The sequence below is a fragment of the Tahibacter sp. genome (assembly GCF_035481375.1).
GTDB lineage: Bacteria > Pseudomonadota > Gammaproteobacteria > Xanthomonadales > Rhodanobacteraceae > Tahibacter.
The window spans coordinates 1-25,440 of the sequence record NZ_DATIGT010000313.1 but is presented as its reverse complement, the minus strand read 5'-3'; the positions used below and the strand labels follow the sequence as shown (position 1 = coordinate 25,440).

17 protein-coding genes are annotated in these 25,440 nt (G+C 67.8%); 10 read left to right on the top strand and 7 right to left on the bottom strand.

Features of this window, described 5'->3' with window-relative positions; genetic code table 11:
- From VLF18_RS20755 to VLF18_RS20745, 3 genes are all read left to right on the top strand, one after another.
- Positions 1 to 1,879 (top strand): hypothetical protein (locus VLF18_RS20755; RefSeq protein ID WP_325281537.1); only part of this gene is annotated, 1,879 nt, incomplete at its 5' end.
- A 225-nt stretch (positions 1,880 to 2,104) separates the two neighbouring features.
- On the top strand, positions 2,105 to 4,162 hold the full coding sequence (locus VLF18_RS20750) for a hypothetical protein (protein WP_325281536.1): 2,058 nt from the start codon (positions 2,105 to 2,107) through the stop codon (positions 4,160 to 4,162).
- Between the two features lie 256 nt (positions 4,163 to 4,418).
- Positions 4,419 to 6,458, top strand: a complete 2,040-nt coding sequence (locus VLF18_RS20745) for a hypothetical protein (RefSeq protein ID WP_325281535.1) — start codon at positions 4,419 to 4,421, stop codon at positions 6,456 to 6,458.
- Between the two features lie 209 nt (positions 6,459 to 6,667).
- On the opposite strand, the gene VLF18_RS20740 is transcribed toward VLF18_RS20745, so the two are convergent.
- On the bottom strand, positions 6,668 to 9,046 hold the full coding sequence (locus tag VLF18_RS20740) for a penicillin acylase family protein (protein ID WP_325281534.1): 2,379 nt from the start codon (positions 9,044 to 9,046) through the stop codon (positions 6,668 to 6,670).
- 52 nt (positions 9,047 to 9,098) lie between these two features.
- Positions 9,099 to 10,055, bottom strand: coding sequence for a LysR family transcriptional regulator (locus VLF18_RS20735; RefSeq protein WP_325281533.1), 957 nt, complete (start codon positions 10,053 to 10,055; stop codon positions 9,099 to 9,101).
- Between the two features lie 134 nt (positions 10,056 to 10,189).
- On the opposite strand from VLF18_RS20735, the gene VLF18_RS20730 reads away from it, so the two are divergent.
- The 3 genes from VLF18_RS20730 (at position 10,190) to VLF18_RS20720 (ending at position 15,688) form a co-directional block, all read left to right on the top strand.
- Positions 10,190 to 10,834: a sigma-70 family RNA polymerase sigma factor gene (locus VLF18_RS20730; RefSeq protein ID WP_325281532.1), complete on the top strand. Its 645-nt coding sequence runs from the start codon at positions 10,190 to 10,192 to the stop codon at positions 10,832 to 10,834.
- A 183-nt stretch (positions 10,835 to 11,017) separates the two neighbouring features.
- Positions 11,018 to 12,634, top strand: coding sequence for a serine/threonine protein kinase (locus VLF18_RS20725; RefSeq protein WP_325281531.1), 1,617 nt, complete (start codon positions 11,018 to 11,020; stop codon positions 12,632 to 12,634).
- Between the two features lie 66 nt (positions 12,635 to 12,700).
- Complete coding sequence (locus VLF18_RS20720; RefSeq protein ID WP_325281530.1) at positions 12,701 to 15,688, top strand: CHAT domain-containing tetratricopeptide repeat protein; 2,988 nt, start codon at positions 12,701 to 12,703, stop codon at positions 15,686 to 15,688.
- A 238-nt stretch (positions 15,689 to 15,926) separates the two neighbouring features.
- Here the strand turns inward: VLF18_RS20720 and VLF18_RS20715 are convergent, their stop codons facing one another.
- The 3 genes from VLF18_RS20715 to crcB form a co-directional block, all read right to left on the bottom strand.
- Positions 15,927 to 16,538 carry an IS110 family transposase gene (locus VLF18_RS20715; RefSeq protein ID WP_325281529.1) on the bottom strand — a complete coding sequence of 204 codons (612 nt, stop codon included), beginning with the start codon at positions 16,536 to 16,538 and terminating at the stop codon, positions 15,927 to 15,929.
- 314 nt (positions 16,539 to 16,852) lie between these two features.
- Positions 16,853 to 19,093, bottom strand: coding sequence for a DNA topoisomerase IV subunit A (gene parC, locus VLF18_RS20710; protein ID WP_325281528.1), 2,241 nt, complete (start codon positions 19,091 to 19,093; stop codon positions 16,853 to 16,855).
- A 115-nt stretch (positions 19,094 to 19,208) separates the two neighbouring features.
- On the bottom strand, positions 19,209 to 19,595 hold the full coding sequence (gene crcB, locus VLF18_RS20705) for a fluoride efflux transporter CrcB (protein ID WP_325281527.1): 387 nt from the start codon (positions 19,593 to 19,595) through the stop codon (positions 19,209 to 19,211).
- A 197-nt stretch (positions 19,596 to 19,792) separates the two neighbouring features.
- Here crcB and VLF18_RS20700 point away from each other — a divergent pair, with 197 nt between their 5' ends.
- Both VLF18_RS20700 and VLF18_RS20695 read left to right on the top strand, forming a co-directional pair.
- The gene (locus VLF18_RS20700; protein WP_325281526.1) at positions 19,793 to 20,506 is read left to right on the top strand and encodes a UPF0149 family protein; all 714 of its coding nucleotides are present in this window, start codon (positions 19,793 to 19,795) and stop codon (positions 20,504 to 20,506) included.
- Between the two features lie 90 nt (positions 20,507 to 20,596).
- Complete coding sequence (locus VLF18_RS20695) at positions 20,597 to 21,802, top strand: multidrug effflux MFS transporter (protein ID WP_325281525.1); 1,206 nt, start codon at positions 20,597 to 20,599, stop codon at positions 21,800 to 21,802.
- A 184-nt stretch (positions 21,803 to 21,986) separates the two neighbouring features.
- Here VLF18_RS20695 and VLF18_RS20690 read toward each other — a convergent pair whose 3' ends face one another.
- Together VLF18_RS20690 and VLF18_RS20685 are read right to left on the bottom strand one after the other, a co-directional pair.
- A complete protein-coding gene (locus VLF18_RS20690; RefSeq protein WP_325281524.1) occupies positions 21,987 to 22,220 on the bottom strand; it encodes a hypothetical protein in 234 nt (77 codons plus the stop codon).
- Positions 22,221 to 22,414: 194 nt separating this feature from the next.
- Positions 22,415 to 24,193 (bottom strand): M2 family metallopeptidase, encoded by a 1,779-nt coding sequence (locus tag VLF18_RS20685; RefSeq protein WP_325281539.1) that lies wholly within the window; start codon positions 24,191 to 24,193, stop codon positions 22,415 to 22,417.
- Positions 24,194 to 24,388: 195 nt separating this feature from the next.
- On the opposite strand from VLF18_RS20685, the gene VLF18_RS20680 reads away from it, so the two are divergent.
- Complete coding sequence (locus VLF18_RS20680) at positions 24,389 to 24,595, top strand: hypothetical protein (protein ID WP_325281523.1); 207 nt, start codon at positions 24,389 to 24,391, stop codon at positions 24,593 to 24,595.
- A gap of 62 nt (positions 24,596 to 24,657) precedes the next feature.
- Positions 24,658 to 25,239 (top strand): rhomboid family intramembrane serine protease, encoded by a 582-nt coding sequence (locus VLF18_RS20675; RefSeq protein ID WP_325281538.1) that lies wholly within the window; start codon positions 24,658 to 24,660, stop codon positions 25,237 to 25,239.
- Positions 25,240 to 25,440: the final 201 nt, after the last annotated feature.

The window sequence follows — 25,440 nt, the reverse complement described above, 5'->3', positions numbered from 1 at the left end:
GTTGTCGGGGGGCGGGCGGCTGGGTTGGCTGTTCGCGGCAATCGTCTCTTTCTGGATCGTGCCGGTTGCCGCGCTCGATCTGACACCCCACGGAACGCAACCGCAGCTGCAGACGCCGCTGGAATCGACCAGCAACTGCGTCGGCTGCCATCGCGGCTTCAAGTCGCCGAACAATCAATTCCTGCCGCACAGCACCTGGACCGGCTCGATGATGGCGAACGCCACGCGCGATCCGCTGTTCTGGGCCGCGCTCGATGTCGCGAACAAGGATTATCCGGGCGCCGGCGACTACTGCCTGCGCTGCCACACGCCCGCGGGCTGGCTCGGCGGCCGCGTCGTCAAGAAGGGCGACGGCACGAACCAGCCGGCCGACGGCGCTTCAGGCTGCCGGCTCACCGGCGACTACAACGACGACGACGGCTACGAGAACGACTACGGCGGCGTCACCTGCCATTACTGTCACCGCATGATGCCGGCCGGTCCGCAGGGCCAGCCGTTCGAGATCGGCAACGCGAACGTCTGGATCGACGATGCGGGCACCTGCATCACGCCCAACGGCGACGAATACGGCGGTCCGTGCCGCCGCGGGCCTTATTCCTATGTGAACTATGTGCTGGAGCCGCCGCACGGCTGGCAGCACTCGCCGCTGCATTCGACCTCGGCGCTCTGCGGCACCTGCCACGACGTGTCGACGCCCGACACCGACCAGGGGCCGCTGAAGACGCTCGTGCTCGAGAACGGCACGACGACGACGCGCCCGTTCCCGATCGAGCGCACCTACAGCGAGTGGCAGCGCAGCCTGTTCGCCGACCTGATCTTCCGCGACGGCCTGCAGAGCGCGGCGCCGGGACAGCCGGCGCTGGCGAAGTCCCAGCAGTGCCAGACCTGCCACATGCCGAGCTCGAGCGACCCGCTCGCGCAGGCCTGCACGCTCAACGAGGAAGGCTCGCGCACCGGCAACCTGCCGGTACACACCTTCGTCGGCGCGAATACGTGGATTCCGGCCGTCATCAAGTCGATCTACGCTGGCGCGACGGGTTTCAACCGGCCCGACGACTATGACCGCACGATCGCCTGGGCGCGCCAGATGCTGCAGTCGAGCGCGGCGCTCGCGACGACGGTGACGGCCTACACCGCGCCGACGCCCGGCACGGCCGGCAGCATCACGGTGCGCGTGCGCACGACGAACCTCAGCGGCCACAAGCTGCCGACCGGCTATTCGGAAGGCCGTCGCATGTGGCTCAACGTCAAGCTGTTCGGCGCCAACAACGCGCTCGTCAGCGAAAGCGGCGCCTACGATGCGGCGAGCGGCGTGCTGACCGAAGACAACCAGATCAAGATCTACGAAGTGCTCCAGGGCATCTGGGACGCGACGCCGCCGGGCGTGTGCCGCACCGAGTCGGGCGGCCAGAAGCATTTCCACTTCGTGCTCAACAACTGCGTCGCGAAGGACAACCGCATTCCGCCGCTGGGTTTCCGGCCGCGCACCGCGGCCGATCCGAACGGCGACGAGGTGCGTCCGGTCAACTACGCGTATCCGGAGACCGCGCCGGGTTCCGGCACGCTCGTGAACTACGACGACACGCTCTACACCTTCGTGCTGCCGGCCGGCACGAGCCTGCCGGTGCGCGTCGAGGCCAATCTGCGGCACCAGATCGCGAGCAAGGACTACATCGAGTTCCTGCGCAACCAGGCGATAACCGCGCCGACGATTCCGGCCGAGAACACGCTGTGCGCCGGCGCGCCGGGGCGGCCGTTCAACGTCGGCCCGCAGTCGCAGTCGCGCGGCGAATTCCTCTACGCGTTGTGGAACGACCCGACCTACGGCAAGTCGCCGCCGGAAACGGCAGCGACGTCGACCGTGGTGCACGGCAACTGATTTCGTGACAAGCGCCGACGCGCCGCGCAGGCGTGCCGGTGTCGCAAGGCCGTTCCGTGTGGAGCGGTGGCGAAAGCCGCGGTCGATTCCAGGGGGGAACGCCGCGGCCTCGTCCGTCTTCTTCCAGGATGTACTCGGCAGGTGCGTCGCGCTCGGAGCGCGACGTACCGCGCCAGGGATCGATTGCAGGGATTCGCGCGGGCTTTCCACATTCACGAGGCAGCAATGAACCTGCAATCGCGTAGTTTTGTACTCGCCCTGGCCGTGGCCACGGCGTTTGCCGCGCCGCTCGCGTCGGCCGCATCCGGCCCGCAGCCGCAGCCGGTCGTGCAGCAGACCTGGACCGCACTCGGCGGCGACATCGGCTTCATCTGGAACGTCGAACTGCTGCGCGACTACGGCATTGCGCCCGGAGGCGCCAGCGAAGGCGCGAGCACCGACAGCCGCGGCTTCGTATCCGTGCCGCTGCGCGATCAGGGCGGCCTGAGCTTCGCCGTCACCACGACGAACTTCGATCACTTCACCTCGGGACGCCTCGCGCTGCGCGGCGGTTTTCGGCTGACTTCGCCGGTCGGCGAGATCTCGCTCGTCGACGCGGTGCTCGTGCCGCGCGGCACGAAGTCGCAGATGCTCGACGTCGTCGACGCCTCGGGCAACACGCTGTTCTATCTCGATCGCCTGATGTACGCGATCGGCGAAGGCGGCCGCAGCATCGACGTGCAGACCATGGACCTGCGCGTGCACGCGGATCTCGCCCAGCGCCTCGGCAAGCCCGAGATCACCGACTGGGTCGTCGCGCAGATGCGCATGAGCCTCGACGTCGTCGCGCAGAACGGCAACTACATCGAGATCGTCCAGGGCGAACCGGTGTGGCCGGGCACGATCGTGCCGGGCGTCACGCCGGAGGCGCGCTTCCAGGCCGACGTGTTCATGCTGAGTTTCCAGGGCCAGTATTCGCGCTGCACGCCGACCTGGCCCGCTGCCGGCGGCAGCTGCGACGGCCCCTCGGCGACGACCGACGGCTATGCGGTGTTCACGCCGTCCTCGACGCTGCGCAACAATGTGAACAATGGCGTTGCGGAAGCGACCGTCGCCGGCGATCCGAACGGCACGAGTTCGGCGATGTATACGGCGGATATCGCGTGGTATCGCAAGTTCACCGGCGCGCGTCCGCCCTACGACAACGACCAGCATCCGAACCTGATCTGGAACATCTATCGCATCGACGCGAACAACCGCATCGAGCAGATCGGCCGTTCCGGCGTGAAACACGCGTTCGTCACGACGAACAGCGGCTGTTCGTCGGGCCCGGGCAGCGGCGGCAGCACCGGCGCGATTCTCGGCCGCTCGTGTTCCGACACTTACGGCACCGGCAACAACGACAGCAGCGGCGATCTCGGCCCACGCAATGAAATCATCCCGGCAACCGGCGAATGGGGCCGCTGCGGTTCGATCTTCGATCCGAACTGCGACCTCAGCGCCGACCCGAACGGCAACACCAGCTACAGCCAGCGCCTGATCACGCGCGAGTCGCAGATCACCGCCGGCGGTACGTACTACATGGAGTCGTGGTACCTCGTTCGCGAAGACATCAACATCTACAACACGATGGCTTCGCGTCCGGTCACGTTCAACTTCGGCAGCAGCTGGTCGCTGACCAACGGCACGCCGCAGCTGCTCGGCCCGGTCATCAACCGCTGGGTCAGCCCGACCACGGCGAATCCGAACGAGAAGAACGTCGAGATCGCGAGTCCGGAAGGCCACACGCGCGTCGCGGTCAAGGTCGTCGACCTCGGCGACGGTACCTGGCGCTACGACTACGCCGTGATGAATTTCGACTTCGCGCGCGCCGTGACCCAGGGCACCGGCAAGTACAGCGACGACTCCGATCCGGCGCAGCGCTTCCGCGTGATCCACAACTTCGGCTTCGACAGCTTCAGCGTGCCGCTGCCGGCCGGCGTCACGACGAGCGCGATCGAATTCAACGACGGCGAACTCGACGATACGAACAACTGGACCGGCGTCGCCGAAAACGGCGCGGTGACCTGGACCGCCCCGGCGAATCCGTCGCCGCCGGCGTTGACGCCCGCCGTGCTGAATCCGCTGAACTGGGGCACGATGTTCCGCTTCTCGTTCATTGCGAACCAGGCGCCGACCGCGGGCGACATCGACCTGCACGTCGCCCAGACGGGCAAACCGTCCTCGTACACCGCGACCGTGCTCGCACCGTCGGTGCCGTTCGTCGACGAGATCTTCGTGCACGATTTCGAGCCGCAGGGGTGAGGGGCGGAGAATCGGGCACGGGGAATCGGGAATCGTAAAACGCAAAGCGGGCCCCCAGGCTGCAAGGCGAAGCCCATCCCGCCCGGACCCTCGCCGTGAAGGGGAGGGTTTTCCAGACAACCAACCCGGCGACTCGCGGTACACACAGTGCTGCGGGTCGCCGTTTGCGTTCCAGTGCGGGATTACCATTGGCTTCACTGCCGTCGCAACACGCGGCAGCCTTCCTCTTGATCGCGTCATCCAGGGAAATCCGATCATGTTTTCGAAGTTCGTTCGCCTCGCTTTTCTGGCGCTCATGGGCGCTGCGGCCGGCACCGTCGCCGCCGCTCCTCCGACCGCGCCGGTCGAGCCGCAGGTCTGGACCGCGCTTGGCGGTGACCTCGGCTTCATCTGGAACGAAGACCTGCTCGCCGATCTCGGCGTCACGCTCGAGGAGCGTGCCGGACTCGGCCAGCCCGACCGCCGCGGTTTCGTCGCGGTCGACCTGCGCTCGCAGGGCGGACTGCAGTTCGCCGTCAACGCGCTGAACTTCGAGCGCTTCGTCGGCGGCCGGCTCGCGCTGCGTGGCGGCTTCCGCCTGAAGAGCCCCGACGGTGCGCTGTCGCTGATCGACGCTGCGCTGCAGCCGCGCGCGAACGATCCGCTGACGCTCGAGCTCGTCGACGCGAACGGCAAGGCCTGGTTCTACATGGACCGGCTCATGTATGCGGTCAGCGACGACGGACGCCAGCTGCAGGTACGCACGATGGATCTGCGCATTCATGCCGATCTCGCGAGTCGGCTCGGCAGGCCGCAGGTCGCCGGCTGGGCGATCGCGCAGATGCGCATGCACCTCGACGTGGTTGCGCAGAACGGTACCTACATCGTGCGCGGCGGCGGTTCGCCGGTGTGGCCCAACACCGACGTGCCCGGCGTTCCGGGCGCCAAATACCAGGCCGACGTGTTCATGCTCGCGTTCGACGCGCAGTATTCGCGCTGCACGCGCACGCTGGGCTGCAGCGGCACCTGCACCTGCGACGGCCCGGCCGGCGCGACCGACGGCCATGCGGTGTTCACGCCGTCGTCCACGCTGAGAAACAACGTGAACAACGGAGCGGCTGCGGAAACCGTCACCGGCGATCCGCTCGGCACGAGCAGCGCGCTGTATTCGGCCGACGTCGCCTGGTGGGAGAAGTTCTCCGGCACGTTCCCGCCGTACGACAATGACCAGCATCCGAACCTGATCTGGAATCTCTACCGCACCGATGCGGAAGGCCGCATCGACCAGGTCGGCCGTTCCGGCGTCAAGCATGCGTTCCTGACGACGAACATCGGCTGTTCGTCGGGGCCGGGCAGCGGCGGCAGCAATTCGCAGATCCTCGGCCGTTCCTGCAGCGACACCTACGGCACGAGCAACAACGACAGCAACAGCGACCTCGGTCCGCGCAGCGAAATCGTGCCCAACGGCGACGCCTGGGCGCGCTGCGGCTCGATCTACGACCCGGACTGCAATCTGTCGGAAAACAGTTCCGGCAACACGAACTACAGCCAGCGCCTGATCGTGCGCGAATCGCAGCTCTCCGGCGGCACGTTCCGCTTCGAGTCGTGGTACATCGTCCGCGACGACATCGACATCTACAACACGATGGCCTCGCGGCCGGTCACGTTCAACTACAACGGCAGCGGCCCGTGGAGCATTTCCAACGGCACGCCGACGCGCCTGGGGCCGGCGATCAACCAGTGGGTGCCGGCGAACACCGCCGATCCGAACCAGCGCAACGTCGAGATCGCGAACGCGGAAGGCCACACGCGCGTCGCCGTGAAGGCGCGCGATCTCGGCAACGGCACCTGGCGCTACGACTACGCGGTCATGAACTTCGATTTCGCGCGCGCGTCGACGACCGGCACGCCGGGCTACAGCGACGACGGCACGCCGGCGCAGCGTTTTCGCATCGTCCACAATTACGGCTACGACGCGTTCAGCCTGCCGCTGCCCGCCGGCGTCGTCGTCAGCGGCATCGAATTCAGCGACGGCGATCTCGACACGGCGAATGACTGGACCGTCGCCAACGGCGCCGGCAGCCTGAGCTGGACCGCGCCGGTCAACGCGTCGCCGGCACCCGGCGTGCCGGCCGTGCTGAATCCGCTGAACTGGGGCACGCTGTTCCGCTTCTCGTTCATCGCCAACAGCGCGCCGGTTGCGGCCGACATCGACCTGCATGTCGCGCAGTCCGGCTCGCCGGCGTCCTACGCGGCGACGGTGATCGCGCCGGCGGCGGTGCTGGCGGATCTGATTTTTGAGGACGATTTCGAGTGAGAGGCGGGTGATTGAGGAATGAGAGGCGAGGAGTCAGAAACGAGAGGTGGCCATCCGCGCTCGTTTTCTCGCTCCTCGCGACTCATTCCTGCTTTCGCGCCCGAGCGATCGTCGCTGCTGCGGGGGTCGCTTCGTTCGGGGCTTATCGTGGCGGCGATACCGCGATACCGCGGTTCGCCGCGCTCGCCGCGACCTACGTCGAGGCCGCATCAATTCCGGCTTTCGTTGCGCGGTTCCAGCTGGAACCGATGGATCGCCACGCCGGGCAGCAGCGGTGTCGGCACGCCGTCGACCCAGTCCGTGTGGCCCGCACCGTGAAATGGCGACAGCGGGTGGCCGCTCTGGCCGCCGGGCATGTTCAGATAGCTCTGCGCCTCGAAGCCCGGCGATATCGCGAAGCGTTCCGACGCGCCGAAATCCAGGCGCTGCACACGCGGCATGTTGTGGTCGCCGGCCAGCGGATCGGCGGGCATGTCGAGAAAACGCGCGACGAAGCCGGGCAGGGCGCGCGACAGCGGATGACGCACACTGGCTTTGTTGCGTTCGCCCCAGGTCGCGCTGGCCATTTCCTTCTGCGCCTCGCCGGCCGCGGCGATCAGCAGCTCGTCCCAGTTTTTGTATTTCGGATCGAGCAGATGCGCCGGCCGCTGCTGGACCAGCACCCAGACCGCCGCTTCGTAGCCCTGCGCAGACGGCATTTCGAAATCGCCGTACTTTGCGCGCACGAGTGCCGAAAACGGCGCGAGCGCGGCGGCGATCGTGCGCCGGCGGAATTCGCGGACGAGCGAGTAGTCGGCGGCGTCGGTCGCCGCACGGCCGCTCCAGCCCGCGCTGAGCCGGCGCGCGTCGGCGAGTCCGGCGTCGGTGGTGTCGGCGAGCGTCGCGGCGAGCAGTTGCTGCCAGCGCTGCAGAAACAGCGATCGGTCGTCGAGCTGGATCGCGAGCAGATCTTCCGGCGCGAAGCGTTCGCGCGCGCGCAGACCGTCGCGTATCTGCTGCTGGCGCGCGCCGAGGTCGTAGCCGCCGTCGCCCTGCAGCGCGAGCCAGTCGCCGTCGACGGTGCGCGCATTGGCGCTCCACAGGCGCGCGCCGTCGGGATCGAGCAATCGGGGGAACTCGGCGGGCTCGACCCAGCCCTGCCAGCCGACGCCGTCGCGGCTCCAGTCCGCCGGCAGGCTGGCGTCGTAGCCGGCGCGCCGCGGCATCGCATTGCCGGTCAACGTCCAGCCGATGTGGCCCTCGCGGTCGCCGACGACGAAGTTCTGCACCGGCATGCCGATCGTCGGCGCGAGCGCGAGTGCCTGCTGCACGGTCGTCGCGGTTTCCAATTGCAACAGGTTTAAATTGATGGAACGAGGGCGGTGCGCGGTCCAGGCCAGCGCCAGCGGCGTGCCGTCGACGTCGTGCGCCGTGATCGGTCCCCAGCGCGTTTCGTCGACGAGCAGCGTTTCATGCGGTTCGCCGCCGACTTCGATGACCTCGGCGTGCCGCACGATTTTTTCCCAGCCTTCCGGCGTGCGATAGCGCGTCTCGTCGGCCGGGTCGCGCTCGACGCGGACCCAGTCGAGCCAGTCGCCGTAGCTGTTGGTGTAGCCCCAGGCGATATGGCCGTTGGAGCCCGCGAGCAGCGCCGGCGCGCCGGGCAGGGTGAGCCCGTTGAGGTCGATCATGCGCGTCGGGTCGGCGGGATCGGGATAGCGCAGCCGCGCGCGAAACCAGATGTTCGGCACGCGCAGGTTCAGATGCATGTCGTCGGCGACGATGGCCGCGCCGTTTTGCGTCAACGCGCCGCCGACGGCGAAGTTGTTGCTGCCGGGGCGCCGTCCGTCGTCTTCGGGCGCGAGCGTCGCGTAGCGCGGATAGTCCGCGGGCAGACCGGCCCGCGCGAGATCGAACACGCCCGCGTCGGGCGGCGGTACCGGCGGCATCGCCTCGCCGCGCAGCGGGGCATCCCAGCTCGATCCCGGCTGCACGAGAAACCGGAACACGGGATCGGGCACCTGCTGCTTGAGCCGGGCGAGGTTGAGTTCGCGCACGTTCGCGCCGTCGCCGTTGAGATCAAAGAACATGGCATAGATCGCGAGCACGCTGTCCTCGCTGCTCCAGGCGCGCGGTTCGCGGCGCAGCAGCAGGTATTCCCAGGGCCGCACGGCCAACGCGCCGAGTCCGTGGTTGACGCCGTCGCGATAGGCGTCGAGCAGCGCGCGCTGCTCGGCCGGCAGCGCCGCCACCGCGGCCGTCGCGCGGCTGCGGAAACGATGCTGCCGGTGGCGCCGGTCCAGCGGCAGCGCGAGCTTGCCGAACAGCTCGGCGAGTTCGCCCGCGCCGGCGCGGCGCAGCAGGTCCATCTGGAAATAGCGTTCCTGCGCGTGGACGAAGCCAAGGCCATAGGCGAGGTCGCGACGGTTCGACGCCAGCACCGTCGCCGTGCCCAGCGCGTCGCGCTCGACGAGCACCGTCTTCGTCACGCCGGCGGTCTGTGCGCCCTCGAGTTGCGCGAGGCTGCCCCAGAGCAGCAGGAACACGGCGAGGACCGCGACGAACAGCAGCAGGATCGCGTACTTGATGAAGCGGCGCAGCAGGCGCATGCGTGGATTTCCTGGTCGGATGGCGGTGCGGACGCCGCACGAGTTCATCGGATCATTGCTGTTCGCGTTGACGCTGGCGCGACTGTGCGGCGACGAGCGCGTCGTCGGCGACGGCCGCTTCCAGTTCGACGCCGAGCCGGTTCGTGCGCAGCAGCGGCGGACAGCGCGTCAGCAGCGTCTCGACGACGGCCTGCTGCAGACGCGTGTAGTACGGCTGATGGTGATAGTGCAGGAACACCGGCACGTCGATCGGCTTGAAGCCCGGCACGACGCGCACGGGCATCGACGGATCGAGCAGATGCACCGGCACGACGGCGCGGCCGACGCCTTCCGCCACGGCGTCCATCAGGCCGTAGATGTCGTCGAAATAGGCGCGCTCCATGCGCGGCACGGTCGAGCCCGTCTGACTCAGGAAATATTTTTCGGTGAAGTTGTCGCGCGGGTCGTGGTCGATGTAGCAGGCATCGCGGCCGGTGTACTTCGACGACTCGATGAGCACGTCGCGTTCAATGCCGATCTGCACGTTCTCGATGCCGGCGCGTTCGCATTCGGACAGGCTGACGCAGAAATCGACCTTGCCGGCGATCAGCATCTCGTGCAGTTCCTCGACTTCGGCCTTGAGCGCATGGCAGGACAGCTTCGGATTGCCGCGCAGCAGATAGCCCAGCGCCGGCAGCACGATCGAACGCAGCGCGGAAGAGAACGTGACGATGCGAAAGAATCCGGCGAGCTGGCCGGTCCTTTCGCCGACGAGGCTCGCGAGCAGTTCGGTTTCCTGGTGCTCGAGCGCGGCGCCGTAGCGCTGCAGGGTGCGGCCGGTCTCCGTCAGTTCCAGCGAGCCGTACTGGCGGATCAGCAGGGCCTGGCCGAGCAGCGATTCGAGATTCTGGATGCGCTTGGTCAGCGCGGGCTGGGTGATGTGGAGCAGGTCCGCCGCGCGCGAGAAATTGAGCTCGCGCGCCAGCACGAGAAACGATTCCAGCAGTGGCGAGGACAGCGGAAGCCGCATCGGTTGGCAGTCGGTGCATGAACTTCCGCACACTATAACGTCAGGTTATCGGTGGGCCTACCAGCTTTCATTGGCCGGTGTTCGGACCCGTGTGTCAATGTACACATCGGGGTAGATCACGGGTGAGGGATGCGATGCCTGCTTCGAGTCTTGCGCGAGTTCTTCCGTTTGGTCACCGCGACGTCGAGCGCCCCGCGCCGGCCGCGGCGAGTGAAGCGACCGAAGTACTCATTCGCCGTGTGCGTTCGGGTGAAGGAATCGCCCGCGACGCATTGATGCGCCGCTTCCTGCCGCTGCTGCGGCAATGGGCACATGGCCGTCTGCCGCGTGCCGCGCGCGATCTTCACGAAACTGAAGACCTGGTCCAGCTCGCACTGATGCGCGCGCTGCGTCAGATCGACCACTTCGAGTGCGAAGGTCCGGGCAGTTTCCTCGCCTACCTGCGCCAGATCCTGTTGAACCAGGTCCGCGACGAAGTGCGCCGCCTGATGCGCCGGCCGGAGTCGGCCGAGATCGACTCCGAGATGGCCGACACCGACCTGCCTTCGCCGGTCGAGCAGCTCGTCGGCCATGAACGCCTGCGCGCCTACGAAGGCGCGCTCGCAAGCCTGCCGAAGCGCCAGCAGGGGCTCATCGTCATGCGCCTCGAATTCGGCATGAGCTATCCCGAAATCGCGACCGAAGTCGGCAGCACGCCCGATGCCGTGCGCGTCATGGTCGCGCGTGCACTCGTACAGCTCGCGACGGCATTGAAACCGCACCAGTCCGACGAGAACTGAGCACCGGCGCGGGCCCGGCCGCGCCGAGCGGGCACGGCGGCAGGACTTCGGGTCCGCCGTCCGTGCCGGCGTCGCGACACGACCTGTGACGAAATTCTCAGTTTCGTGCGAGAACCTGTTCTGATGGACACCCTGCCGTCGTTGAATGAGGGGACGCCCGCACAGCACGGGCAGGGGGATTCCATGGCCGGCGAGAATCCGGATCTCGAAAAGATTGCCGCGGGCATCGCCGACGATGCCGCGCTGGACTGGCGACTGCTCGCCAAGCTCGATCCCGCTGCGTCCGACGCGGGCGACGGTCTGCGCGAACTGTCGCAGCTCGCCCAGGTTTTTCGCGGCCTGCAGCTCAAGCCCGAGCGCGCCGCCGCGAGCAAGGTGCAGTTCCGCTTCGCCGGGCTCGACGTGCTCGAACTGCTCGGGCGCGGTGCGCAGGGCGAAGTCTGGCGCGCCTACGATCCGATGCTCGACCAGGAAGTCGCACTGAAGCTGCGCCGCGTCGATTCCGACACGCTGTCGCACCATTTTCTCGCCGAAGGCCGCCGTCTCGCGAAGCTGCGCCATCCGAACATCGTCAGCGTCTACGGCGCCGCGGCGCAGGACGGCCGCGTCGGTCTATGGATCGAACTCGTGCGCGGCCGCAGCCTCGCCGAGCTGCTGCAGGCCGACGGCCCGTTCGGTGCGGCCGACGCGGTGCAGATCGGCATCGAACTCTGCCGCGGCCTCGCCGCCGTGCACCGGCTCGGCCTGACGCATGGCGACGTCAAGGCGGAAAACGTGCTGCGCGACGTGACCGGTCGCATCGTCCTCGCCGATTTCGGCGCGGCGCGCGAATTCGACCGCAACGGCGCGTTCGATCCGGTGTCGGGCACGCGGCAGTACCTCGCGCCCGAAGTGCTCGGCGGCGACAACGCGAGTCCCGCGTCGGACCAGTTCGCGGTCGGCGTGCTGCTGTACCGGCTGTTGTCGGGCCGCTATCCGTATGCCGCCGACGATCTCGAAGGGCTGCGCCTGCAGCAGACTGCCGAAGCCCGGCGTCCGCTGCGCGAGCTGCGTCCCGATCTGCCGCGCGCACTGACGCGCGCGATCGAGCGCGCGCTCGCGCCGGATCCGGCGCGCCGGCATGCCGGCGTGCTCGTGCTGCTCGCCGCGCTCGAAGCGTCGCTGCGGCCCTGGCGCATGCGGCCGGCGCAGTGGGCCGCCGTTGCCGGCGTCTGTGCGCTGTTCGCCGCGGCGGCCGTGGTCTGGCGGCCGACGCCAGCCCCGGCCTTCGCGATCGACAGCGGCTTCTATCGCGACAGCGCCGGGCAGCGCGAACGCCTCGCCGACGGCGCGCCTATCACGGTCGGCGACCGGCTGCGGCTCGACGTCGCCGCCGGACAGCCGACCTGGGTCTACGTATTCAACGACGACGGTTCGGCCGCGCCGATCGTGCTGTTTCCGCTGCCGGGCATCGCGCCGGTCAATCCGCTGCGTCCCGGCACGCGCTGGCAATTGCCGGGACATGACGGCGTCAACGCGCTGAGCTGGCAGGTCGACCGCGAAGCCGAACGCGAGACCTTCGTCATCGTCGCGTCGACGCAACCGCTGGCGCCGGTCGAGCAGCGCATCGCGCAGTGGAACCACGCCGTCGATGCCGACGCCGCGCTGGTCGCGCGCGGCGTCGGCCGTCTCGCACCGGCGCTGTCGCCGACTGCGGTCGAAGGCGCCGGCCTCGCGGCGCTGCTGCGCGACATCGGGTGTGACGAGGCCAAGGCGTCGCTGCACTGTGAGCGCTTCGTGTTTCCTCACGCGCGGCGGTAGGCGAAGATCGGCGCACTGCTGCCGCCGCGCGCCGTGCGGGCGGCCGTTCGCCTCGGGGATCGCCGCATGCCGTGCCGTCGTTGTCGCTGGATCGTGGTGCTGCTCGCCGTCGTGTTCGCGCCGTTCGCCCGCGCCGATGTGGCGGCCGACGTCGACGCGCTGATTCCGACCGAGCAGTGGAAGCAGGCCAAGGCCGTCGCGGTCGCGGCGCTGGCCGATCCGCGCGAACACGATGCGGCGCTCGACGTGGTGTTCAACGTCGTGCTCGAAAGCCCGACCGACTTCACCCCGGACGAATGGACGCCGTGGGTAGCGGAACTGCGCGAACGCCGCGGCGCTGCCGATCCGCGCGCGCGATCGCTCGCCACACTCGCGAGCTGGCGCGCGCAGCAGGCGTTCCAGGCACGCGACCGCGAGGCAGCCACGGCGGCGGTCGACGAAGCGCTCGCGCTGCTGCGCAACGGCAACGGCCGCATCAGTGCGGCCGAGCAGGCCTACGTGCTCACGATCTCGGGACAGATCCGCGGCCTGCTCGGCAACTATGCCGACGGCGCCGCGCTGGCGGGAGAAGGCGTAGCCACATTGCGCACGCCGCGCAGCATGCTCGAGCGCGTGCGACGCCTGCGCGGGCTGTTCTTCCAGGCCTTGTTCGAAGACCGGCTCGCGCACATCGACACCGCGATCGCGCTCGCACGCCAGGGCATTGCCGAGGCCGAACAGCTCGGCGCGCCGAACAACGGCTACCGCCGCCGCCTCGTCGGCGTGCTCAGCGAAAGCCTGATCGCGCGCGGCGAGTTCACTGCGGTGCGCGATCTCATGCGGCCCGAACTCGAACGCCTGCGCGCGCAGCCCAAAGCGTCGCCGCGCGATCTCGCGATGACGCTGGGGCATCTGGCCGAAGCCGAGCGCCAGCTCGGCGATCGCGAACTCGCGTTGAACTATTACCGCGAATCGGCCCAGGCCGCGGCCAGCGATCCGGCGCTCGTCGCCTCGGGCAGCTACGCGGCGATTCTCGGCAACCTCGGCGCGCTCGCCTACGACCTCAAGCGCTACGACGAAGCCGACGACGCGCTCGGCCGCAACCTGAGCCTGCTCGAAAAGCAGTTCGGCGGCGACAGCCTGCGCGTCGTGCCGGCGCTGATCAACTTCGGCGAGCTGGCCTACGAGCGCAATCTGCTCGACGAGGCCGAGCGGCGCTTCCGCCGCGTGCTCGCGATCGTCGCGACGAAACTCGGCGACGGGCATGCCGAAGGCGCGCCGGCGCTGCGCGGACTCGCGCGCGTGCTGCTGCGCCGCGGCGACGCGGCCGGTGCCGCGGCGATGTTCAAGGGCGCGGTCGCGCAGCAGGAGGCCGCGGCCGGCACCGAGCATCTGCAACTGCTGGGCTGGCGCTGCGATCTCGCCGAAGCGCTCGCGCAGAGCGGCGATGCGGCTGGCGCGTTCGACAACGCGCTGATCGTCGAACAGCGCCGCAACCGGCTCGTCGCGACGGTCGCTCCGGTGCTCGGCGAGACCCAGGCGCTGGAGTTCAAGCGCGGGCTAGCGCGCTGCAGCGAACGCCTGCTCGCGATCGCGGCCTCCGGGAGCGACGCCCGGCGGGTCGAGGCAGCCTGGAACGAGATCGCCGCCGCGCGCGGACTCGCGACACGGCTCGCCGCGCAGCGCATCGCCTACGCGCGCGAACATGCCGACGCACCGGCACGCGAGCGCTGGGAGCGATGGTCGAAAGCGGCATCGGCCTATGCCGATGCGGTGCGCGGCGGCGGCGACCCGGGTGCGCTCGCGACGCTGCGCCGCGAACTCGACGCGGCCGTCGAGGCGCTCGGCGACGGCACGCCGCTGCAGCCGCTCGTGCGTACGCCGATCGCGCGCCTGCGCGCGAATCTGCCGGAGCAGACCGCACTCGTTGCGTTCGCCGCCGGTGCCGGCGCGTCCGAACCGCGGCTCTATGCCTTTGTCGCCGAGGCCGGCGGTGCGCCGCGCCTGCTGGCGCTCGGCAAGGTCGACGCGCTCGATGCGCGCGCCGAGCGCTGGTATCGCCTGATGCGCGAACCCGGCCGCGACGCCGAATTGCGCGAAGCCGGCGTCGCGGTGCGTTCGCATTTCTTCGACGCGCTCGGACTCGCGCAGCCGGCCGGGCGTCTGTTCGTCGTTGCCGACGCCGGCGTGCACCGGCTCAATTTCGCCGCCTTGCCCGACGGCGGGGGTTTCCTCGTCGAGCGCGGCCTGCGCCTGCATCAGCTGGAGACCGAACAGGATCTCGCCTCGGCGTCGAATCCGACGCGCGACGGCCTGCTGCTGCTCGGCGTACCGGAACTCGCACGCACCGACGCGACCGCGCTCGGCCGGCTGCGCGGCAGCTGTCCCGAATTCGGCAGCGCGTTCGAACCGCTGCCCGGCGCCGAGCGCGAGATCGACGCGCTGGCACGGCTCTCGCGCGCGGCCGGCCGCGACGACGTCATCGCGCTCAAGGGCACGGCGGCCACGGCGACCGCGCTGCGCCGCGCGGCGCCGCAATCGGGAATCATCCACTTTGCGACACATGCATTCGAAATCGGCGCCGGCTGCGCCGCACGCGCCGGCGCCGCGCGCCGCGGCGTCGGCCTGCGCCGCGACGACGCGCCCGTGGCCGACGCGGGTGCCGCGCTCGCCCGCGAAGCCGGGCTCGTGCTCAGCGGCGAGCGCGGCGGCAACGGCCTGCTGCTCGGCGCGGACGTCAGCACGCTCGCGCTCGACGGCGTCGGCTGGGTCGTGCTGTCGGCCTGCGACACCGGCCTCGGCGCGCGGCTCGACGACGAAGGCGTGTTCGGCCTGCGCCGCGCCTTCCGCCTCGCTGGCGCCCGCACCGTGCTCATGAGCCTCTGGCCCGTCGACGACGCAGCGACTTCGGCCTGGATGGAAGCGCTGTACCGCGCGCGCCTGGAACGCAGGCGCGACACCGTCGACGCCGTCGCCGATGCCGATCTCGCCGTGCTGAAGTCGCGCCGCGAACGCGGCGAGTCGCCGCATCCGTTCTACTGGGCGGGGTTCGTGGCGGCGGGGGATTGGCGGTGAGCAGGGACTGCAGATGAGTGGATGGGAACTAGCGTCCTGTTTCGTAAATACGCTGAAAAAATTCCGGATGGATTTCGTCGCGAGACCAGGCGCACCGACGCGCCGTAGCGGCGCTATGGCAACGCGGTGCAACGACGTATCGCGGCGAAGGACACCGGGCCAGTTCGCGATCGCCTGCGATGATCGATTCGTGCGTACGGGCGCGTAAGATTCCGCGCATCGGGTGCGCTGACGAGTTTCAACAACGCCCCGCACACGAAGTTTCAGACAGTCCCCGCAGATCCGGATCGTCGTCGATCAGGGTCTGAATTTCTTTGCTGACGCGTTCGATCTCGGCCAGCAGCCATTTCAGATGCGTCTCCACGCTGCTGCGCACGATCTCGCGCAGCGTCTCCAGGCGCAGTTCTTCTTGGACTTTCATGCCCGTCAGCGCCTGCAGGCGCTGTACGAGCGCGCGCAGCTGCTGTTCCTTGGCCGAAGGCGGTTGCCACGCCGTGGGCACTTGATCGCGGCAGAAATCCGCCAGCACGCGCGCATCCAATCCGTCCGTCTTGCTGCGCAGGCCCATCGCCTGGGCATACGCACGAGGCAACGACGGATCGACTACCGACACCGTATGACCGGCTTCGGCCAACGCGATCGCGACCGCCTCACCGTACACACTGGTGGCTTCCAGGCACGCATGCAGCGGCGTGCTACCGCCATGCAGGACAACCCACTCCAACAGCTCCCGGTGGCCCTTGGACGTGTTCGCAAAGGACTTGTTCTTGTGCTTGTTCCCCAGCCGCAACGCGCAAGCCAGCGTTGCTTTGGCGACATCGATTCCCAACCACACTGCTGCTTCACTCATCGCGTACATCCACCTTGTCAATGCGGGTTCTCGGCCAGGCCGGGCCCCAGATACTGTCCGGTCTTCGCGTGAGGAAAAGCCACCTTCCGGTGCGCTATCTACGTTTCGGGCTCGAAGCCGCAAGGGCGCATCCGGAAGGCGTTTCCCTAAGGGAAGCGTTACCTCGGAAAGATACAAGGGCGCAATTACCAAAGGGCAATGCGCCGTCTCTGCGACGCGACCGCGCCTTTTGATCGACATGCCACAACGCGCCGCCTCGCCGCGACGCAGCCTGATGTACGGCGCAATGCCGTTTGGCTATTGCGCCCCACGTATCAGGCTGTCGTCTCGATCCGCTCGACGCGCTGCAGGCCGCGCGGCAGCAGGCCGCCGCGGCCGGCGCGGTTGCCGCCGTATTCGACGAGGTCGGCCCAGCGCAGCGTGAGCTTGCGCGCGCCGGCGTAGAGCGTGACTTCGCCCTTGCCCTCGGCGACGACGGTGATGCCGGCGACGCGCTCGCCGTCGGCGAGCTTGACCTTCGGAATCTCGATGAGCTTGTTGCCTTTGCCGCCGTTGTCGAGTTCCGGCAGTTCGGCAACGGAAAACATCAGCAGATGGCCTGCGTTCGTCACGACGACGATGCGGTCGCGCGCCGGGTCGGCGACGTAGCCCGGGGCCAGCACGTGCGCGCTGTCGTCGATGTTGAGGATCTGCTTGCCGGCCTTCTTGTTGCCGACGAGATTCGCGAAGCGCGTGACGAAGCCGTAGCCGTAGTCGGACGCGAGCACGATGCGCGTGTCGGCGTCGGCCATCGCGATGGCCTCGAAGCTCGCGCCCGGCGGCGGCGCGAACCGCCCGGTCAGGGGTTCGCCGTTGCCGCGTGCCGAAGGCAGGCTGTGGGCCGGTGTCGAGTAGCTGCGGCCGGTCGAGTCGACGAACGCGACCTGCTGCGTCGTGCGGCCGCGCGCGAACGCCTGCAGCGCATCGCCTTCGCGGTAGTTCATGCCGGCCGGATCGACGTCATGGCCCTTCGCGGCGCGGATCCAGCCCTTCTGCGACAGCACGACCGTCGTCGGCTCGCTTGCGACGAGTGCGGCCTCGTCGAGCGCCTGGGCGACCTGGCGCTCGATGATCGGCGAGCGGCGGTCGTCGCCGTATTTCTTCGCGTCGTCCTTGAGCTCGTCCTTGATCAGCGTTTTCAGCCGCTGCTTGGAATTGAGGATCACGTTGATGCGCGCGCGCTCTTCCTCGAGCTGGTCGCGCTCGGCGTTGATCTTCATTTCCTCCAGGCGCGCGAGCTGGCGCAGGCGCGTTTCGAGAATGTAGTCGGCCTGTTCCTCGCTGAGCTTGAAACGCGCCATCAGCACCGGTTTCGGTTCTTCCTCGGTGCGGATGATGCGGATCACCTCGTCGAGGTTCAGATACGCGATACGGAGGCCTTCGAGCAGGTGCAGGCGGCGCTCGAGCTTGGCGAGGCGGTGATTCAGGCGGCGCGTCACCGTGTCGGTGCGGAAGCGCAGCCACTCGTTGAGGATCTGCTTGAGGTTCTTGACCTGCGGACGGCCGTCGAGCCCGATGATGTTCAGATTGACGCGAAAGCTCTTCTCGAGATCCGTCGTCGCGAACAGGTGCTGCATCATCTCGTCGGCGTCGACGCGGCTGGAGCGCGGAATCAGCACGAGACGGATCGGGTTCTCGTGATCGGATTCGTCGCGCAGGTCTTCGAGCATCGGCAGCTTCTTCGCGCGCATCTGCGCGGCGATCTGCTCGAGGATCTTCGACGGCGACACCTGATACGGCAGCGCCGTGATGACGACGTTGCCGTCTTCCTTCGCATAGACGGCGCGGGCGCGCACGCTGCCGACGCCGTTCTCGTAGAGCGCGAGCAGTTCGGCCTTCGGCGTGATGATCTCCGCGCGCGTCGGATAGTCGGGACCGTGCACGTGCTCGCAGAGATCGCGCACGGTCGCATCGGGATCGTCGAGCAGGCGGATGCAGGCGCTCGCGATTTCGCGCAGGTTGTGCGGCGGAATGTCCGTCGCCATGCCGACCGCAATGCCGGTCGATCCGTTCAGCAGCACGTGGGGCACGCGTGAAGGCAGCCACGACGGTTCGTCCTGCGTGCCGTCGTAGTTCGGCGAGAAATCGACGGTGCCCTGTCCGAGCTCTTCGAGCAGCAACGTCGCGATCGGCGAGAGCTTCGCCTCGGTGTAGCGCATCGCCGCGAAGGATTTCGGATCGTCGGGCGAGCCGAAGTTGCCCTGGCCTTCGATCAGCGGATAGCGGTACGAGAACGGCTGCGTCATCAGCACCATCGCTTCGTAGCAGGCGCTGTCGCCGTGCGGATGGTATTTGCCGAGGACTTCACCGATCGTCAGCGCCGACTTGCGCGGCTTGGCGGTGGCGGCGAGGCCGAGTTCGCTCATCGCGTAGACGATGCGTCGCTGTACCGGCTTCAGCCCGTCGCCGACGAAGGGCAGGGCGCGGTCGAGCACGACGTACATCGAATAGTCCAGATACGCGCGCTCGGCGTATTCCTTCAGCGGAATCTGTTCGAAATTGCTTTGCAGGCTCATCGTTGGGATCCGGTCGAACTCGCCGCGACACGGAGCCGCGGCACAAAGGGCGGTATTTTGCCGGATTCGGCCGGCGGCATCGAATCCGGCGGCGCGCGGCGTCCGGGCGAGCGCTTCAGCTGCGCAGCACGGCGCGCAGCAGCAGCCAGCCGGCCAGCGTCGCGAGTACCGAGCCGGCGACGTGAGCGGCGACCAGCGCGGCGGCCCAGGGCAGTTGCCCGCGCTCGATCAGCACGGCGGCTTCGCCGGAAAATGTGGAAAACGTGGTCAGGCCGCCGAGGAAGCCGGTGCCGGCGAACAGGCGCAGTTCCGGGGAAACGTCGCCCCAGGCCTCGAGCAATGCGAGCAGCATGCCCATGAGCAGTCCGCCCAGCAGGTTCGCCGCGAGCGTGCCGAGGGGCAGGCGCTCCAGCAGCGGATTCAGCCAGACGCCCAGGCCCCAGCGCAGCCACGCGCCGAGCGCCGCGCCGCCGCCGACGGCGACTATCGATATCCAGGGCATGATCGGACTCCGCGCGACATCGGCCGATTCTATGCGAGCGTCCGTGCCGACGAGCGACGCGCCCGGATCCGCCATTCGACGATGGTCAAGCCGCGGAATCGCGACCGGCGCCGCGCGCCGGACGCGCGCATGGTGCATCATGTGCAACCTGCGCCGCGCGGACGGCGGCGTCGCCCCCATCGAACAGGATCGCTCGCATGGCTCTGCCACAATCCCTTTCGCAGCCGCTCAACGAACAGGACATCGAAACGCTGTCGCGCTTCCTCGACGAACGCGCGGTCGAGCGCGACGGAATGAGTTTCGAGATGCTCGACGGCTATCTCACCGCCGTGCTGTCGGGCCCCGACCTTATCACGCCGTCCGAATGGATTCCGTGGATCTGGGCCGTCGAAGCCGCTGAACCTTCCGACGCGCCGGTGTTCGAGGACGACGTCGAAGCCCAGCGGATCCTCGATCTGATCATGCGCCATTACAACCGCATCGCCGACGTGCTCGCCCAGGGCGGCGCGGAATTCGAGCCGTGGATCGGCGAATTCGAACTCGAGGACGGCGGGTTTGCCGCCTGGGGCCAGGAGTGGGCGCTCGGCTACCTGCGCGGCGTCGCGCTGCGCGAAGAGCAGTGGGACGAGCTGCTCGACGATCCCGACTGGGCGGACGATCTCGAAGCGGTCGATCTGCTCGCGCGCGGCCCCGACGACGAGGAAACCGGCAGCGAGGTCGCGACGCAGGAACAGCGCGACGCGCTGATCGACAGCATGGTCGAGTTCGCGCTCGACGCGCACGACTTCTGGCTCGAACGTCGCCTGACGCCTGCGACCGTGCGTCGCACCGATCCGAAGGTCGGCCGCAACGATCCGTGCCCCTGCGGCAGCGGCAAGAAGTACAAGCAGTGCTGCGGGCAGGGGCAATGAGAAAACGACGGAGAAGGACCGGGAAACGAGTGAACGGTACGTCGGTGCGAATACCCGGTTCTCGCTTCTAGACACTCGTTCCGATTTCTGATGCCCGTAGAGCCCAAGCGCGGACTCACCCTGCTGCTGGCCGGACTAGCGATGTTCGGTCCGTTCGCCATCGACACGATGTTTCCGGCGTTCCCGGCGATTGCCGCGGAATTCCGCGCCGACGATTTCGCGATGCAGCAGACGCTGTCGATCTATCTGGTCGCGCTTGCGCTCATGTCGCTCGTTCACGGCCCGCTGTCCGACGCGCTCGGCCGGCGGCCGGTCGTGATCGCCGGCGTCGGTCTGTTCATGCTCGCGTCGATCGGCTGTGCCCTGACCTGGTCGATAGAAAGCCTCTGGCTGTTCCGCGCGCTGCAGGGCACCTGCGCCGGCGCCGGGTGGATCGTGGCGCGCGCGATCATGCGCGATCTCTACGAAGGGCCGGTCGTGCAGCGGCTCATGTCCAATGTGTCGATGCTGTTCACGGTCGCGCCGGCACTCGCGCCGATCATCGGCGGCTGGGTGCTGCTCGCCGGGAACTGGCGCTGGATCTTCTGGTTTCTCGCCTTCTGGGGTGCGCTGCTGCTCGTTGCGTCGCTGTGGCGGCTGCCCGAATCGCATCCGCCGGAACGGCGCATTCCGCTGCGGCCCGGCGCGCTCGTCGGCGGCTATGTGCAGATGCTGATGGACCGGCAGTTCTGGCCGCTCGCGATCGCGGGCACGATGAATTTCAGCGCGCTGTTCCTGTACATTTCCTCCGCGCCCGCGTTCGTCGTCGGCCTGCTGAAGCTCGGTCCCCAGCAGTTCGGCTGGCTGTTCGTGCCGGCCGTGTCGGGGATGTTTCTCGGCGCACTGCTGTCGGGCCGGCTCGCCGGCCGCATCAGCGTGCCGCGCACGATCACCCTCGGCTATGCCGTGATGCTGGCTGCGTCCGCGATCAACGTCGGCGTCGCACTCGCGCTGCCGCAGCCGCTGGTGCCGTGGTCGGTGCTGCCGATCGGTCTGCACGCGATCGGCATCTCGCTGTCGTTCCCGAGCCTGACCATCCTGCTGCTCGACCGCTTCCCGCTGCATCGCGGCGGCGCGTCGTCGCTGCAGGCGTTCGTGAGCCTCGTGTTCAACGCCGTGCTGGCCGGCGTCGTCGTCGTGTTCGTGTCCGACAGCGTGCTGCATCTCGCGCTGGCCGCCGCGACGCTGACCGCGATCGGCTTCGTCGCGTGGCGCGTGTTCCGCTATCGGACCGCGGCACGCGTTGCGGCCGCATAGGCTGGGTGAGCCACCGGCGAACCCCAACATCGAGGCGGTTCATTCCAGGCGAACGCACGGCACAGAGAGGCTGTCGCCGGAACCGCGCGAAAGCATCCTTCGGCACGGATTCGTCGCAGCGTAACCACCTCGACGCCGGAGTTCGCCTTCGGCTCACCGCCAGCCGGGGGAATGCGTTTCCGCGTTACGCCGCCGGCGTGCCGAGAATCTGCTTGAGCACCGACAGAACCTCGTCCTTGCCGCCCATCAGCGTGAGCTGGTTGTCGCGCGAGATGTCGGTGCCGATGTTGACGTTGTAGCCCTGGCCGAGATCGTTGCCGTCCTCGTCGATACGCGGATAGGTTTCGACCTTGCCGATGTACATGATGCGGTTCGCGTCGACGAAGCGGCCGTCGGGAAGTTTGATCCAGCGTTGCATGGCGGGGTCTCGCGGTTGGCTGGCGCGAACATAGCACGCGGCCGGGAAAGCGAGAAAAGAGGTAGAGACGCGAGAAACGCGCGGCAGCTTCGCTGCGTGACCACGCGTTTGGCACATGGAGCGGAGCAGGGGAGAAACGAGAGCGTCATCACGCCTCCACTCGTTTCTCACTCCTGCTCGCTCTTTCCTGCTTTTCAGTTCCAGCCGCAGCTCCTGCCCTTGTTCTGCTGCTTGAGCCATGCGTGCAGCGGCGCGAAGTAGTCGAGGATGGCCGAGGCGTCCATCTCCCCCTTGCCGGTCAACTCCTTCAGCGTCGCCTGCCAGGGCTGGCTCGAACCCTTGTCGAGCATGGCCCAGAACTTCGCGCCCGCGGCCTTGTTGCCGTAGATCGAGCATTCGTGCAGCGGTCCCTTGTAGCCGGCCGCCTTGCACAGCTCGCGCTGGAACTGGAACTGCAGGATATGCGCGAGGAAATAGCGCATGTACGGCGTGTTGCCCGGCACGTGATATTTCGCGCCCGGATCGAAGTCGGCTTCGCTGCGCGCGACGACCGGCGCGACGCCCTGGTACTTGCGCTTGAGCGCCCACCATGCCGCGTTGTAGCCCTCGGGCTTGATCGAGCCGTCGAAGACGCCCCAGCGCCATTCGTCGATGAGCTTGCCGAACGGCAGGAACGCGACTTTTTCGAGCGCCTGCTTCATCTGCGCATTGAGCATCGCTTCCTTGCTCGGCTTGTTCGCGCCGGCGAGTCCAATTTCGGCGAGGTAGCCCGGCGTCAGGTTCAGCTGGATCGTGTCGCCGATCGCCTCGTGGAAGCCGTCGTGCGCGCCGGTCTGGAACAGCGGCGGCAGATCGTTGTAGGCGAGGTAGTAATAGATGTGCCCGAGCTCGTGGTAGACCGTGCGGAAGTCTTCCTCGTTGATGTTGATGCACATCTTGATGCGCACGTCGCCTTCGAGGTTCAGATCCCAGGCGCTCGCGTGGCAGACGACGTCGCGGTCGGCCGGGCGCTTGAGCTGGGATTTTTCATAGAACGATTTCGGCAGCGCCGGGAAGCCCACCGAGGTATAGAAATCCTCGGCGCGCCTGACCATCGCTTCCGGCGTGTAGTTCTTTTCCTTGAGCGCCGCATCGACGTCGAGATTGGAAACGCCCGGATACGGCTGCAGCAGCGGGTACAGCGCGGCCCAGTCCTGCGCCCACATGTTGCCGGTGATGTGCGCCGGAATCGTGCCGTCGTTCGCGAGCTTGCCCGGGTACTGCTGCTCGAGCTTGTGCCGCGCATAGCACTGCAGGTCCTTGTACAGCGGCTCGACCTGGCGCCACAGGCGGTCGGTTTCCTTGCGGAAGTCGGCGGCGCTCATGTCGTAGCTCGCGCGCCACATGTCGCCGGCGTTGGCGTAGCCCATCTCGGCCGCGCCCTCGTTCACAAGCTCGGCGAAGCGGACGTAGTCCTTGCGCATGCCGCGCGCGACGTTGTGCCAGGCCGTCCAGGCGTCGAGATCGGCATCCCAGTCGCGGTTTTCGGCGAGCACCTTGCTGAGCTGGTCGAGGTTGCGGCAGGTTTCGGGCTTGGCGTCGTCGGTGCAGGACTTGCCGGAACCATAGGCGGCGTTGAGGCGCGACGCGATCTGGGTCAGTTCGGCGAGCTTGGCCGGATCCTTCGGCGCCGGCATCGCCGTCTGCAGCTTCAGCAGATCGATGCCGCGTTGCGTCGCGGGCGAGATGCCGCCGATGCCCTGGAATTTCTTGGATTTCTCCACATTGGCAGAAAGGCGGCCGAGCGCGCGCTCGTTCGCCTTGGCCACGAGCACTTCGGTGTCGCCGTTGATATAGGTCTCCGCGACCCACTGCGCGGCGGTCACTTCGACGTAGTTGTCGCGGATTTCCTGGTTGATGCCGGCGACGAACGCGTCGGCCGCCGCGGCGTCGGCGGACTGCGCGAAGGCGGCCGGCGAAAATCCTGCGCCCATGCCGATAATCAGAGCCGACGCAAGTGCGGAACGAACTGGTTTCATGGACATCTCCCCGGGCGCGGCGCGGCCGCCGTCTACGTGGTGGCGCAGGCTAGTACCCGTCACTCGCGAAAGCAACCGAGCCGCTTGAAACGCGGGCATACGGACAACATCTGCGACTCGACCGCATGACTTCCGCAGGACGACTCGTCGATGAGCACTGGACAAGGTTCCGCCGGCAACGTGATCGCCGCCATCTGCAGCTTCTTCATTCCGGGACTGGGACAGCTCGTGCAGGGACGCCTGCTCATGGCTGCCGTGCAGTTCGTGCTCGCCGCGGTGCTCTGGCTCATCTTCCTCGGCTGGGTCGTGCACCTGTGGTCGATCCTCGACGCGGCGCTGTTCAAGCCGCAGCATTGACCGCGCACGCCCGCATCGACTGTTAGCATGGACGGCCACGCCGCCGGAGTCGCTTTCGCATGATCGTCACACTCGTCGCGATCGGCCTGACCACACTGGTCTCGCTGATCGCCTTCAACAATCCGCGCCTCAAGCAGCAGCTCATCCTGTGGCCGCCCGCGGTGCGCCGCCACAACGAATACTGGCGCCTGTTGAGCTACGGCCTGATCCATGCCGACGGCATGCATCTGTTCTTCAACATGTTCACGCTGTTCTTCGCGGGCCGTTACATCGAGGCCTATCTTTCGCTGCGCACGGGGCTCGTCGGGTTTCCGCTGCTCTATCTCGGCGGTCTCGTGGTCTCGATCCTGCCGAGCTATCTCAAGCACCAGAACGATCCGAACTACTACAGTCTCGGCGCGTCGGGCGCGGTCTCGGCCGTGCTGTTCGCCTTCGTGCTGCTGCAGCCCGGCGCGATCATCTATGTCTTCGTGATCCCGATGCCGGCGATCGTGTTCGGCGTGCTCTATCTCGCGTACTCGTGGTACATGGACCGTCAGTCCAGCGACAACGTCAATCACAGCGCCCATCTCTGGGGCGCCGGCTTCGGCCTGCTGTTCATGGCGCTGCTGGAGCCCGGCCTCATCGGCCGGCTGCTGAACTGAAGCGCGCGCCGGGCACGCGCGGACCCGCCGCCGGGCATGGCCGGCGGCGGTCCGGCATCGGCGTTCCGTCGCGCCGCGTTTGACCCTTCCCGCGCCAAGCCCGACACTTCGGGCCGGGGGCAAGGGATTTCCGGGGAGTGCACGTGGGACTGTTGGCGTTTCTGCAGCGAATTTTCGGCGGCCGGCCGGCCGCCGCCGAGC

Coding starts and splice junctions, on each gene's coding strand:
- VLF18_RS20720 (WP_325281530.1), top strand. CDS start 12,701: ATGCCGTGCCGTCGTTGTCGCTGGATCGTGGTGCTGCTCGCCGTCGTG.
- VLF18_RS20690 (WP_325281524.1), bottom strand. CDS start 22,220: ATGCAACGCTGGATCAAACTTCCCGACGGCCGCTTCGTCGACGCGAAC.
- VLF18_RS20725 (WP_325281531.1), top strand. CDS start 11,018: ATGGCCGGCGAGAATCCGGATCTCGAAAAGATTGCCGCGGGCATCGCC.
- VLF18_RS20730 (WP_325281532.1), top strand. CDS start 10,190: ATGCCTGCTTCGAGTCTTGCGCGAGTTCTTCCGTTTGGTCACCGCGAC.
- VLF18_RS20695 (WP_325281525.1), top strand. CDS start 20,597: ATGCCCGTAGAGCCCAAGCGCGGACTCACCCTGCTGCTGGCCGGACTA.
- VLF18_RS20735 (WP_325281533.1), bottom strand. CDS start 10,055: ATGCGGCTTCCGCTGTCCTCGCCACTGCTGGAATCGTTTCTCGTGCTG.
- VLF18_RS20745 (WP_325281535.1), top strand. CDS start 4,419: ATGTTTTCGAAGTTCGTTCGCCTCGCTTTTCTGGCGCTCATGGGCGCT.
- VLF18_RS20740 (WP_325281534.1), bottom strand. CDS start 9,046: ATGCGCCTGCTGCGCCGCTTCATCAAGTACGCGATCCTGCTGCTGTTC.
- parC (WP_325281528.1), bottom strand. CDS start 19,093: ATGAGCCTGCAAAGCAATTTCGAACAGATTCCGCTGAAGGAATACGCC.
- VLF18_RS20680 (WP_325281523.1), top strand. CDS start 24,389: ATGAGCACTGGACAAGGTTCCGCCGGCAACGTGATCGCCGCCATCTGC.
- VLF18_RS20715 (WP_325281529.1), bottom strand. CDS start 16,538: ATGAGTGAAGCAGCAGTGTGGTTGGGAATCGATGTCGCCAAAGCAACG.
- VLF18_RS20700 (WP_325281526.1), top strand. CDS start 19,793: ATGGCTCTGCCACAATCCCTTTCGCAGCCGCTCAACGAACAGGACATC.
- VLF18_RS20750 (WP_325281536.1), top strand. CDS start 2,105: ATGAACCTGCAATCGCGTAGTTTTGTACTCGCCCTGGCCGTGGCCACG.
- crcB (WP_325281527.1), bottom strand. CDS start 19,595: ATGCCCTGGATATCGATAGTCGCCGTCGGCGGCGGCGCGGCGCTCGGC.
- VLF18_RS20685 (WP_325281539.1), bottom strand. CDS start 24,193: ATGGGCGCAGGATTTTCGCCGGCCGCCTTCGCGCAGTCCGCCGACGCC.